At 69.3% G+C, this 12,382-nt stretch carries 13 protein-coding genes; all 13 read left to right on the top strand.

Features of this window, described 5'->3' with window-relative positions; translation table 11 throughout:
• Positions 1-36: 36 nt before the first annotated feature.
• The 13 genes from JOD27_RS18845 to JOD27_RS18785 all read left to right on the top strand — a co-directional run bounded on the left by JOD27_RS18845 (position 37) and on the right by JOD27_RS18785 (position 12,329).
• Positions 37-333, top strand: a complete 297-nt coding sequence (locus tag JOD27_RS18845; protein ID WP_109633814.1) for a DUF503 domain-containing protein — start codon at positions 37-39, stop codon at positions 331-333.
• A 13-nt stretch (positions 334-346) separates the two neighbouring features.
• Complete coding sequence (rbfA, locus tag JOD27_RS18840; RefSeq protein WP_204763547.1) at positions 347-796, top strand: 30S ribosome-binding factor RbfA; 450 nt, start codon at positions 347-349, stop codon at positions 794-796.
• Between the two features lie 102 nt (positions 797-898).
• Positions 899-1,885 (top strand): DHH family phosphoesterase, encoded by a 987-nt coding sequence (locus JOD27_RS18835; RefSeq protein ID WP_204763546.1) that lies wholly within the window; start codon positions 899-901, stop codon positions 1,883-1,885.
• Complete coding sequence (locus tag JOD27_RS18830) at positions 1,882-3,015, top strand: ROK family transcriptional regulator (protein WP_204763545.1); 1,134 nt, start codon at positions 1,882-1,884, stop codon at positions 3,013-3,015. Before JOD27_RS18835 ends, JOD27_RS18830 begins: the two co-directional genes overlap by 4 nt.
• Before the next feature lie 254 nt (positions 3,016-3,269).
• The gene (locus JOD27_RS18825) at positions 3,270-4,571 is read left to right on the top strand and encodes an MATE family efflux transporter (RefSeq protein ID WP_204763544.1); all 1,302 of its coding nucleotides are present in this window, start codon (positions 3,270-3,272) and stop codon (positions 4,569-4,571) included.
• A gap of 188 nt (positions 4,572-4,759) precedes the next feature.
• Positions 4,760-6,085 (top strand): MFS transporter, encoded by a 1,326-nt coding sequence (locus JOD27_RS18820; protein WP_239567657.1) that lies wholly within the window; start codon positions 4,760-4,762, stop codon positions 6,083-6,085.
• An 11-nt stretch (positions 6,086-6,096) separates the two neighbouring features.
• Positions 6,097-6,984, top strand: coding sequence for a tRNA pseudouridine(55) synthase TruB (gene truB / locus JOD27_RS18815; protein WP_307830203.1), 888 nt, complete (start codon positions 6,097-6,099; stop codon positions 6,982-6,984).
• Between the two features lie 19 nt (positions 6,985-7,003).
• Positions 7,004-7,336, top strand: coding sequence for a hypothetical protein (locus JOD27_RS18810; RefSeq protein ID WP_204763542.1), 333 nt, complete (start codon positions 7,004-7,006; stop codon positions 7,334-7,336).
• Positions 7,337-7,379: 43 nt separating this feature from the next.
• Positions 7,380-8,312 (top strand): bifunctional riboflavin kinase/FAD synthetase, encoded by a 933-nt coding sequence (locus JOD27_RS18805; protein ID WP_204763541.1) that lies wholly within the window; start codon positions 7,380-7,382, stop codon positions 8,310-8,312.
• 86 nt (positions 8,313-8,398) lie between these two features.
• A complete protein-coding gene (locus tag JOD27_RS18800; RefSeq protein ID WP_189254465.1) occupies positions 8,399-8,878 on the top strand; it encodes a helix-turn-helix domain-containing protein in 480 nt (159 codons plus the stop codon).
• Between the two features lie 109 nt (positions 8,879-8,987).
• Entirely contained in the window at positions 8,988-9,434 is a 447-nt protein-coding gene (locus tag JOD27_RS18795) for a 2'-5' RNA ligase family protein (protein ID WP_204763540.1), read from the top strand.
• 127 nt (positions 9,435-9,561) lie between these two features.
• Positions 9,562-9,831, top strand: a complete 270-nt coding sequence (gene rpsO, locus JOD27_RS18790; protein WP_204763539.1) for a 30S ribosomal protein S15 — start codon at positions 9,562-9,564, stop codon at positions 9,829-9,831.
• Between the two features lie 248 nt (positions 9,832-10,079).
• A complete protein-coding gene (locus JOD27_RS18785; protein ID WP_204763538.1) occupies positions 10,080-12,329 on the top strand; it encodes a polyribonucleotide nucleotidyltransferase in 2,250 nt (749 codons plus the stop codon).
• Positions 12,330-12,382 lie beyond the last annotated feature (53 nt).

Here is a 12,382-nt window from a genome sequence, read left to right as displayed (position 1 = left end):
TGGCTCCGCACCCTTTTCTTCTGGAGGATCTTTCCCATGTATGTGGGGGCTCTGGAACTGGACGTGCTTTTGGGCGACGTCCACTCGCTGAAGGAGAAGCGCTCGGTGGTCCGGCCCGTCGTGGCCGAGCTGCGCAAGCGTTTCGAGGTTGCCGCTTCCGAGGCCGGTCATCAGGACCTGCATCGGCGCGCGTTGATCGGTGTCGCCGCGGTTTCTGGTGACGCGGCGCATGTCAGGGAGGTCCTGGCCGGCTGTGAAAGGCTGGTCGCCGGACGTCCCGAACTGGAACTGCTCTCCGCCCGCACGCGACTCGTCGGGCCGGAGGACGACTAGGAAGGGGAGGCTCGTGGCCGACACGGCACGTGCCCGCAAGCTCGCCAAGCGGATCTCGCAGATCGTCGCTTCCGCACTGGAGCACGAAGTGAAAGACCCGCGTCTGGCCAGGGTCACCATCACCGACACGAAGGTGACCGGAGACCTGCACGACGCGACCGTTTACTACACGGTCCTTGGTGAGCGTTTGGATTCCGAGCCCGATTTCGCCGGGGCCGCCGCGGCTCTGGAGAAGGCGAAGGGCGTGCTGCGGTCCATGGTCGGACAGCAGACCGGTGTCCGGTTCACGCCGACGCTGACGTTCATGACCGACACCGTGCCGGACGCGGCCAGGAAGATGGACGAACTGCTGGCTCGCGCTCAGGCGGCCGACGCCGAGGTGGCGCGACTGGCGGCGGGTGCTCAGCCCGCCGGCGAGGCGGATCCGTACAAGGCGCCTCGTGAGGACGAAGACGAGGACTGAGAGCACCCGCGGCTCGACCGTGCGTCCCTTCCAGGGGTGGAAATGGTCTTGTCCGTGGGTGCCCTGCGGCGCATTGAGACTTTGAACAGCTAACGTCTCCCTGTGGCAGACGATCTGAGCACCACCATTGCCGAGGCCGCGCGGTTACTGGCCGACGTCCGTGATGTGACCCTGCTGAGTCACATCAACCCCGACGCGGACACGCTCGGGAGCGCGTTGGCGGTGGGGCTCGCACTGCATCGGCGCGGGGCCGCGGTGCGCGTGGCGTTCGGTGAGCCGGAGATCGTGCCGGAGTCGTTGAAGGCGCTCGACACGGCAGGGCTGCTGGTGCACCGCGACGAGGTGCCCGAGGAGCCGGAGCTGCTCGTGGTGATGGACACCGGAAGCCTGCAGCGGCTGGGGCCGCTCGCTTCGCGGGTCGAGCGGGCCAAGGGGCCCGTCATCGTCATCGACCACCACGTGTCGAACACGCGCTACGGGACGTTGCACTGCATCGACGAGCACGCGGAGGCCACGGCGCTCATCGCGCTCAAGGTGCTCGACGAGATGGGCGTCGAGGTCGACGAACCCATCGCGCGCTGCATCTATGCCGGACTCGTCACGGACACCGGCGGCTTTCGCAAGGCTGGTCCCGCTGCGCACGAGACGGCGGCCCGGTTGCTCCAGACCGGAGTGGACGCGTACAGCGTGACGCGGCCGTTGATGGACGCGCATCCGTTCGCGTACCTGGGCATGCTGTCGCGCGTGCTGGCCAAGGCCGAGTTGGACGAGGGGGCCGCCGGCGGGCTCGGGCTCGTGCACGCGGTGGTGGGGCTGGAAGACGCACGGGACGTCCGCAGCGAGGAAGTGGAGAGCGTGATCGACGTCGTGCGCTCCGCTTCCGAGGCTGAGGTGGCGGCCGTGCTGAAGGAGTTGCGGCCTGGTTTCTGGTCGGTCTCGTTGCGGGCCGTCGGCCAGGTCGATGTGCGTGAGGTGGCGCAGGTGCTCGGCGGTGGTGGGCACCGGCTGGCGGCCGGGTTTACGTTCGACGGGCCCGCGGAGCAGGTCGTCGCCGCGCTCAAGAGCGCGTTGGAGCGGGTGGAGTCATGACACGGACAGGGAGCCCGCGGCTGCTGCGGGAGATCAACGACCGGGCGGCCATCGAGACGTTGCTGCGCAGCGGGGCGATGACGCGCGCCGAGCTGGAGGAGGTCATCGGCCTCTCCAAGCCCGCGACCGCCCAGTTGCTGGCGCGCCTGGAAGAGGACGGCATGGTCGTCCGCACGGGCCTGCGCGGGGGCGGCCGCGGTCCGCGCGCGCAGATGTGGGCGGTCAACGGCGGCGTCGGGCACGTGGCGGCGGTGGCGTTGTCGCCGGACCTGATCGACGTGGCCATCGCGGACATCACGGGCTCGCTGCTGTCGGAGCACAGTGCGCCGATGCCCAAGGAGAACACGCTGCAGGCGTTCCGCGAGACCGTGCAGAAGGCGGCCGCCCTGGCGGGACTGCGCCTCGACTCGCTGTCCCACGTCGTCGTCGGCACGCCGGGCGCGGTGGATCCCGCGACCGGTCACCTCGGCTTCGCGCCGCACCTGCCGGGGCTGGTGGACGTCGACCTGCCCGCGACCCTGCGCGAGCTCCTGGGAACGTCGGTGTCGATCGAGAACGACATCAACCTCGCCGCGCTGGAGGAGATGAGCTCCGGCAAGGCCGCGGGTGTCCGCAACTTCGTGCTGTTCTGGCCCGCCGACGAGATCGGCTCGGCGGTCGTCGTCAACGGTGTGCTGCTGCGCGGCGTCACGGGTGGCGCCGGTGAGATCGACTCGATGCAGATCCCCGGCGGGCGCTACGGCGACCAGGTGGACAGCGACGCGATCGTGGCGCTGGCCGCGACCCACGGCATCGCGGCCGAGTCCGGGCTGGAGGCCGTCGCGCACGCCTTGACCGCGGGGACCGAAGGCCGCGAGTTTCTGTCAGACCTCGCTCGTAGGATCGCACTGGGTCTGGCGAACGTGGTGTGCGTGCTCGATCCGGAACTGGTGCTGCTCTCGGGCGGGGTGGCGCAGGCCGGTGGTGAGACGTTGTGCGAGCTGGTGTCGGCGGAACTGCGCAAGCTGGTGGTGCCGCGCACTCCGGTGCAGCTCGCGCAGATCACGGCCAATCCCGTGCGCTCGGGAGCCCTGCACTCGGCTCTGGCGGTGGCACGGGAGCGGGTGTTCGGCCTCCCACAGCGGGCCTAGGTAGCTCGAACGGGTGAAGCGTGTCCTGAAACGCTGTTATGGGCGCCTCGCGTACGAGGAAGCGCGCGGGGGAGCGTTGGAGGTGCTACTCCATCGCTGAACGGATGGAGTGCTCGTCCCGGCCGCCTTGGTGCCGTGCCCCCGAGTCCAGGGGTCATGCATCGTGGTCCCGGTTGGCGGTGGTCGTGGGGCCGGTGCCCAGGTGAGAGCGAAAACGCGGTGAAGGTCGGCGGTCACGGCACTAGGTTCGGGCTGTGGAGGATCGGGTTCCCGCGCGGCGGGTGATCGGGCTGGCGGTGCCCGCACTGGGGGTGCTGGCGGCCGAGCCGTTGTACGTGCTCGTCGACACGGCGGTGGTCGGGCACCTCGGGGCCCTGCCGCTGGCCGGGCTGGCGCTGGGCGGCGTGCTGCTCACGCAGGTGTCGACGCAGCTGACGTTCCTGTCCTACGGCACGACGGCACGCACGGCCAGGTTGCACGGTGCAGGCCGCCGCGCGGACGCCGTCGAGGAGGGCGTCCAGGCGACGTGGCTGGCACTCGCCGCTGGCGTCCTGGTGGTGCTGCTCGGCCAGCTGTTCGCGCGGCCAGTGGCCGAGTTGCTCGCCGGCAACGGGGCCGTGGCCGACGCCGCCGTGGAGTGGCTGCGCATCGCGTTGTTCGGCGCGCCGTTCATCCTCGTCACGATGGCCGGCAACGGCTGGATGCGCGGCGTCCAGGACACCCGCCGCCCGCTGAAGTACATCCTGATCGGCAACGGCGTCAGCGCGGTCCTCTGTCCGGCGCTCGTCTACGGCGCGGGCTGGGGCCTCGAGGGCTCCGCCATCGCCAACGTCGTCGCCCAGCTCCTCGCGGCCGGCCTGTTCATCAAGGCACTCTTCGCCGAACGCGTGCCGCTCACGCCGCACTGGTCCGCCATGCGCGCGCAACTCGGCATGGGACGCGATCTCGTGCTGCGAAGCCTGGCGTTCCAGGCGTGCTTCGTCAGCGCGGCATCGGTCGCGGCGCGAACCTCCGTCGCGGCCGTCGGCGCGCACCAGGTCGTGTTGCAGCTGTGGACTTTCCTCGCCCTGGTCCTGGATTCGCTGGCCATCGCGGCGCAATCGCTGGTCGGCGCGGCCCTGGGCGCCTCGAACCGCAGGCAGGCCGAGAAGCTGGCGTGGCAGGTCGCCCGGTACGGCCTGGTCTTCGGCATCGGCCTGGGCGTGGTCTTCGCCGCGCTGGCAACGGTTCTGCCGCAGGCGTTCACCTCGGACGCGGGCGTGCTGGCCGAAATCCCGAACGCCTGGTGGTTCTTCGTTGCGCTGCAACCGATCGCGGGCGTGGTGTTCGCGCTCGACGGTGTGCTGCTGGGCGCGGGCGACGTGAAGTTCATGCGCACGGCGACGCTCGGGTCCGCGGTGATCGGGTTCCTGCCGCTGGTGTGGGCCTCCTACGCGTTCGGGTGGGGGTTGGCCGGGATCTGGACCGGGCTGTCGGCGTTCTTGGTGCTGCGGCTGGTCGCGGTGCTGTGGCGCACGCGGTCGGGGGAGTGGGCGGTGGAGGGCGCGGTCCGCTGACGCACGGCGGCCCCACCCGGCCTGACCAACGATGAACGGCGCTTTTGTCCACTGAGGCGGACAAAAGCGCCGTTCATCGTCAAAGCCTCACGCTGTGTCCGACCTCACGGCATGAAATCGTTACCAAGAAGGTTGTTTAGGCGATGTAACTAATGTCTGCCTGCCTCCTACCTGGGGAGAGTGTCGTCTTGCCGTCGGTCGATCGCGCCACCCGTACGTCGTGGCTGATCTGGACCACCGCCGTCTTCGTCTACTTCGCCGCCGTCTTCCACCGCACCACGCTGGGCGTGGCCGGACTCGAGGCGAGTGAGCGGTTCGGGCTCGGGCCCGCGCAGCTCGGTGTGTTCACCGTGCTGCAGGTCGGGGTCTACGCCTTCATGCAGATTCCGACCGGTTTGCTCGTGGACCGGTTCGGTCCGCGCAAGATCCTCACCCTCGCCGCGCTGCTCATGGGCACCGGCCAGCTGCTCTTCGCCGTCGCCGACTCGTACGCGTTGGGACTGACGGCGCGCGCGGTGCTGGGCATGGGTGACGCGATGACGTTCATCAGCGTGATCCGGATCGTGGCGGCGCACTTCCCGCCGCGGCAGTACTCGCTCGTGGTGGCGATCACGGCCGCGTTGGGTGGTGTCGGCAACCTCGTCGCCACCGTGCCGTTGACGCTCATGCTCGGCTCGATCGGGTGGACTTGGGCGTTCCTCATCGCGGGCGGGGTGACGGCCACGTACTCGATCGTCGCGTTCCTCCGGCTCCGCGACGTTCCGGACGGCTTCACGGCGCCGAAGCCCGAAGCCGTGGCGCTCGGGCAGATCTGGCCGAAGGTGCGGCAGGCGTGGGGCGTGCCCGGCACGCGGCTCGGGTTCTGGGCGCACTTCAGCACCATGTCGACGCCTGCGGTGATCGGGCTCCTCTGGGGTTACCCGTACCTCGTGCAGGCGCAGGGAATGTCGGCCAAGGCGGCGTCGTCCACGCTCGGATTGCTGGTCATCGGCGCGATCGTGTCCAGTCCGATCGTCGGTGCGTTGTTCTCTCGCAACCCCGAGTGGCGCATGCCGATGGCGGGAGGGTTCCTGGCGTTCGCGCTTGCCGGGTGGGCTGTGCTGTTGCTGTGGCCGGGCGACCACGTGCCGGTGCCGGTCATCGCTGTCGTGTTCCTCATCCTGACCGTGGGCGGGCCCATCTCCGGTGTCGCGTTCGCGCTCGCGCGTGACTACAACCCGTCGCACCGCCAGTCCACGGCCAGTGGCCTGGTCAACGTCGGCGGCTTCCTCGCTGTGACCGTGGCGGCGCTCGGTGTCGGTGTGTTGTTGGACCTGCTCGACAACCTCATGAGCCCGCAGGCGGCGTTCCGCATCGCGCTGAGCTTCTGTGTTGTCGTGCTCGCGTTCGGCGGCTGGCGGATGCTCGTGTGGTGGCGGCGCGCGCGGGCGGCGGTGTTCGCGGCCGAGGAGCGTGGTGAGACGGTGCCGGTGCAGTTGCGGCGTCGTCGTTGGGACGCGCTGCGCGTCGCCTAGGATTTCCCGCCGTGAAAACCTCTGTTGCACCGGGCCTGGTCGTCGTCGACAAGCCGGACGGCATGACCTCGCACGACGTGGTGGCGCGTGTGCGCAGGATTCTCGGCACCCGCAAGGTCGGGCACGCCGGCACGTTGGACCCGATGGCGACCGGCGTGCTGGTGCTCGGCATCGAGCGCGCGACGAAGCTCCTCGGCCACCTCGCGCTCGACAGCAAGGCCTACCTCGCGACGATCGTGCTCGGCGCGGCCACGACCACGGACGACGCCGAGGGCGAAGTTCTGTCCACTGTGGACGCCTCGCACGTCGAGGACGACGCGATCGCCGCCGAGGTGGCGAAGCTGACCGGCCCGATCCAGCAGGTGCCGTCGGCGGTGTCCGCGGTGAAGATCGACGGCAAGCGCGCCTACGCACGGGTGCGTGCCGGTGAGCAGGTCGAGATCCCCGCACGGCCCGTGACCGTGCATCGGTTCGACGTGCTGTTCACGCGCCGTGAGGACAAGAACGTCCTGCTCGACGTGATGGTCGAGTGCTCCTCCGGCACGTACGTGCGCGCGTTGGCCCGCGACCTCGGGGCGGCGCTGGGCGTCGGCGGGCACCTGGGTGCCTTGCGGCGCACCAGGGTCGGCCCGTTCGACCTCCGCGTGGCCAAGACGCTCCAGCAGCTGGAGGAGACGCCCGGCCTGTCGCTGGACCTGGACGCCGCGGTCGCGACGGCGTTCCCGCGCCGCGAGATCGACCCGCGAGAGGCCTCGGCGCTCTCGCACGGACAACGGCTGCGCGCGGGCGGGTTCGAGGGCACCTACGGCGTCTTCGGCCCGGACGGGCACGTCATCGCGCTGGCGAAGGACGAGGGCGACGCCTGCAAACCCGTGGTGGTGCTGAGCCCCGCCGGCTAGCCTCTCTCTGGGGGTTTCCATGACGACGGGGCGAGCGTTGTGGTTCATCGCGCTCTATCGGCGCAACGGACGGCTTTGGGTGCGGGATCGGTGGCGGCGGTTCGAGCTGGAACCGGGCATGACCGCGGAGCTGACGGACGTCAGTCGCGTCAGGCGGCGGCTGACGATCCTGTCGGGCGGTGAGGCGGTGTGGTCGTGCATCTACTGGCCGAGCCTCTGGAACCTCGTGATCGACCCCGGCCACGACTTCACCGCGTTCGTGGATCCGGAGGACCACGACCTCGGTCTGCTGGTGTCGAACGTGTTGAGCCAGCCCGGCAGGATCGACCGGTATCACGCGGACAACGGCTGACCGGACCTGCGGCGGCGCTCGCCGCCGACGTAGGCTGATCACCGTGCAACGCTGGCGCGGACTAGATCACCTTCCCGGCGGCTGGGGCCGCTGCGTCGTGACGATTGGTGTGTTCGACGGTGTCCACAAAGGCCATCAGGCCCTCATCGGGCGGGCGGTGGCCCTCGCGGAGCAGCGCGGGCTGCCGAGCGTGCTGATGACCTTCGATCCGCACCCGTCGGAGGTGGTCCGGCCGGGCAGCCACCCCGCGCAGCTCACCACGTTGCGGCGCAGGGCGGAGCTGGTCGAGGAGCTCGGCATCGACCACTTCGTCGTGGTGCCGTTCAGCCTGGAGACCAGCAGGATGCCCGCGGACGAGTTCGTGCACGAGGTGCTGGTCGAGAAGCTGCACGCGGCGGCTGTCGTCGTCGGTGAGAACTTCACCTTCGGGCACAAGGCGGCGGGTAACGTCGCACTGCTGCGCCGGCTCGGGCAGCGGTTCGGATTCGTGACCGAGGGGGCTGATCTGGTGTCCGCTGACGAGGTGACCTACTCGTCGACCTACGTCCGTGCGTGCATCGACGCCGGGGACGTCAAAGCCGCGGCCGAGGCGCTGGGCCGGCCGCACCGGCTCGAAGGCATCGTCGTGCGCGGCGACGGGCGCGGGAAGGACCTGGGGTTCCCCACGGCCAACCTGTCGACGCCGAAGTTCGCCGCTGTTCCGGCCGACGGTATTTACGCGTGCTGGTTCACCGACTCCAGGGGCAAGAAGCTCAAGGCCGCGGTGAGCGTGGGCACGAACCCGACGTTCTCCGGGCGGGAGCGGCGGGTCGAGGCGTTCGTGCTGGACGTGGACGAGGACTACTACGGGCAGCGGGTCGCCGTGGACTTCGTCGACCGGCTGCGCGAGATGGTGAAGTTCGACTCCGTCGAGGCGCTTCTCGAGCAGATGCATCGAGACGTGGACCGAACGAGGGAACTGCTGGCCGAGTCGTGACCGTCGGATTGGGCGAAGCGGACGTGGGCGCGTCCGCAGGCTGGCAGGATGCGGGTCGGGGTGTGAGGGCTACGGGAGAGGCCAAGGTGGAGGACCACAAGATCGTGCAGCGCAACCTCGCGCTTCAGCGGGAGTGGTACGGGGAGCCTCTGGGCGATCGAGTGCGCCGGTTGGTCGTGGCCTTCAACGTGTCCCAGGCCCAGCTCGCGGACGTGCTGGGGATCAGCGCGCCGATGCTCAGTCAGGTGATGAGCGGCCGCCGCGCCAAGATCGGCAACCCGGCCGTGCTGGCCCGGATGATCATGCTCGAGCGCAAGGTCCTCACGCCGGACGTCGCCACGGGGGCACCGGAGGCGTTGCAGCGGGCGCTCGACGACGTGCGCGAGTCCAAGCCGACGGTGTCCCGCGACTCGCTGCCGGTCAACGGTGACGAGAGCGTCGCGTACCCGGTGCTGCGCCGCGTCGCCGACCGCACGGAGCTGCAGCAGGCCGCGGACATGCTGTCCGACGACTTCCCGGCGATCGCGGAGCTGTTCCGGCGCGCCATCCGTGCCGCCTCCAGATGAAGTTCTTCACGCTCGCTCAGGGGAGGTGTGTCCGCGGAGAGCGCGGACCACGTCGCGCGCGATGTCCTCTGGGGAGCGACCCCCAGACCCCCGAGATCGCGCGAGCGCGATGAAGTTCTTCACCGCGCTCTTCCCACCCCGACATGTGGTCGACGAATTGGCGGCCGTGCTCGACGGCGTGCGGGGCGTCGAGTGGACGAAGCCGGAGAAGTGGCACATCACGTTGTGCTTCCACGGCGAAACCGCAGATGAGGAACGTTTCAACGCGCTGGAGGGCCACGAGGTGCCGGAACTCCGGCTCCGGAACTTCGGCGACTTCCGTCGCAGGATCCTGTGGGCCGGAGTCGAGGGCGACTTAAATCAGTTGGCACGGGCAGCGGGCGCGAACGACAATTGGCAGGCGCACCTGACGGTGGCGTACGGGTACCGGGGTCAGCCGATGCCGGCCTTCGAGAGCAGCCCGTGGCAGCCGTCAGAAGCAGTGCTCGTGAGCAGCGCCGATGGCGTCTACACACCCGTCGCACGGGTGGGGTTGCGCACGTCAGCGCGCCGCTGAGCGCCGTGCCTGATAACCTTCCCAGTTGGGTCTGGCTGCGGTCCGTGGCGGCCAGCACCGGCTACCCCGGCCAGCAATTCGGCGGGCATGGGGCCGCACGGACCTGAACAAGTAGGAGAAGTACCTAGTGGCACTGTCCACGGATCAGAAGAAGTCCATCCTCGCCGAGTACGGTCTGCACGACAGCGACACCGGCTCGACCGAGGCCCAGGTCGCCCTGCTGAGCAAGCGCATCGCTGACCTCACGGAGCACCTGAAGCAGCACAAGCACGACCACCACTCCCGCCGTGGTCTTCTGCTGATGGTCGGCCGTCGCCGCCGTCTGCTGAACTACCTGACCAAGGTGGACATCAACCGCTACCGCGCGCTGATCCAGCGCCTCGGTCTGCGCAGGTGAAACGTCCCGAGGGGGAGTGACCGCGTGGTCACTCCCCCTCGGCGTACAACCGGGTGTATACAGAGCCCTGGTTGAAAGAGGCACAAAAACAGGACCCGCAGCGCGCGAGCAAGTATCGCCGGTCCTCGGTAGTGGCCCCCTGGCACCCCAGAACGGTCTGGGAGAGCAGAAACCAGGGGACTTCGATCGAAGACCGGCCTCGTCAGAACGCGCGTAGCGGTGTCCGAAAGACGAGGAGTAACAAGTAAATGACGGACATCGAGGTCCACGAGGCGACTGCCGTTATCGACAACGGCAAGTTCGGCTCGCGCACCATCCGCTTCGAGACCGGGCGCCTCGCGCGTCAGGCCGCCGGAAGCGTGGTCGCGTACCTGGACGACGACACGATGCTGCTCTCCGCCACCACGGCGTCGAAGCAGCCCAAGGAGCACTTCGACTTCTTCCCCCTCACGGTGGACGTCGAGGAGCGCATGTACGCCGCTGGCCGCATCCCGGGCTCGTTCTTCCGGCGTGAGGGCCGTCCGAGCACGGACGCGATCCTGACCTGCCGCCTGATCGACCGTCCGCTGCGCCCGTCCTTCGTGGACGGTCTGCGCAACGAGATCCAGGTCGTCATCACGGTCATGAGCCTGAACCCGGCCGACCTGTACGACGTCGTGGCGATCAACGCCGCGTCCGCGTCCACGCAGCTCGCCGGCCTGCCGTTCTCCGGCCCGATCGGTGGCGTCCGCGTCGCTCTGATCGAGGGCCAGTGGGTGGCGTTCCCGACCCACGAGCAGCTCGAGAAGGCCGTGTTCGACATGGTCGTCGCGGGCCGCGTGGTCGAGTCGGGCGACGTCGCGATCATGATGGTCGAGGCCGAGGCCACCGAGAACGTGATCGACCTGATCGGCGAGGGCGCCGTCGCCCCCACCGAGGAGGTCGTGGCCGCGGGTCTCGAGGCTTCCAAGCCGTTCATCAAGGTCCTCTGCGAGGCGCAGGCGCAGCTCGCGCAGGTCGCCGCCAAGGAGACCGGTGAGTACCCGACGTACCCGGCCTACCAGGCCGACGCGTTCGAGGCCGTCGAGGCCGCCGCTTCCGGCGAGCTCGCGCAGGCGCTGACCATCGCGGGCAAGCACGAGCGCGAGGACAAGCTCGACGAGATCAAGGCCGCGACGCTCGACAAGCTGGCCGAGCAGTTCGAGGGCCGCGAGAAGGAGATCGGCGCGGCGTTCCGCTCGCTCACCAAGAAGCTGGTGCGTCAGCGGATCCTGCGCGACAAGGTCCGCATCGACGGCCGCGGCATCACCGACATCCGCGACCTGAGCGCGGAGGTCGCGATCATCCCGCGGACGCACGGTTCGGCGCTGTTCGAGCGCGGCGAGACCCAGATCCTGGGTGTCACCACGCTGAACATGCTGCGCATGGAGCAGCAGATCGACTCGCTGTCTCCCGAGACGCACAAGCGCTACCTGCACCACTACAACTTCCCGCCCTACTCGACCGGTGAGACCGGCCGCGTGGGTTCGCCGAAGCGCCGCGAGATCGGCCACGGCGCGCTGGCCGAGCGGGCGATCATGCCCGTGCTGCCCAAGCGCGACGAGTTCCCGTACGCGATCCGCCAGGTCTCCGAGGCGCTGGGCTCCAACGGCTCCACCTCGATGGGCTCGGTCTGCGCCTCGACGATGTCGCTGCTCAACGCCGGTGTCCCGCTGAAGGCCCCGGTCTCCGGCATCGCGATGGGCCTCGTGTCCGACGAGGTCGACGGCGAGACCCGCTACGTGGCGCTGACCGACATCCTCGGTGCCGAGGACGCGTTCGGCGACATGGACTTCAAGGTGGCGGGCACCAAGGAGTTCGTGACGGCGCTGCAGCTCGACACGAAGCTCGACGGCATCCCGTCCGAGGTCCTCGCGCAGGCCCTCGGCCAGGCGCGCGACGCTCGCTACACGATCCTGGAGGTCATGGCCGAGGCCATCGCCGACCCGGACGAGATGAGCGCCTTCGCTCCGCGCGTCACGTCGGTCAAGATCCCGACCGACAAGATCGGCGAGGTCATCGGCCCGAAGGGCAAGATGATCAACTCGATCACCGAGCAGACCGGTGCCGACATCTCGATCGAGGACGACGGCACGATCTACGTCGGTGCGGCGGACGGCCCCTCGGCCGAGGCCGCGATCGGCATGATCAACGCGATCGCGAACCCGCAGCTGCCGAAGGTCGGCGAGCGCTTCCTGGGCACCGTGGTGAAGACGGCGGCGTTCGGCGCGTTCGTCTCGCTGCTGCCCGGCAAGGACGGCCTCGTCCACATCTCGAAGCTGGGCAACGGCAAGCGCATCGCGAAGGTGGAGGACGTCGTCAAGGTCGGCGACAAGCTCCGCGTCGAGATCGCCGACATCGACCAGCGCGGCAAGATCAGCCTGATCGTCGTGTCGGACGAGGACGCCGCGAAGCCGGCTGAGGGCGCCGAGGCTCCCCAGGCCGAGGACGCTGCTGCTGAGGCGGCTCCCGCGCAGTGAGCGTGACAGACAAGGCGACGGCCGCGGGTGCATCCACCCGCGGCCGTCCGCGT

The sequence above is a fragment of the Lentzea nigeriaca genome (assembly GCF_016907955.1).
Classification (GTDB): Bacteria; Actinomycetota; Actinomycetes; order Mycobacteriales; family Pseudonocardiaceae; genus Lentzea; species Lentzea nigeriaca.
The sequence above is the reverse complement of the archived record's forward strand: the minus strand, read 5'-3'. Positions and strand labels throughout refer to the sequence as shown.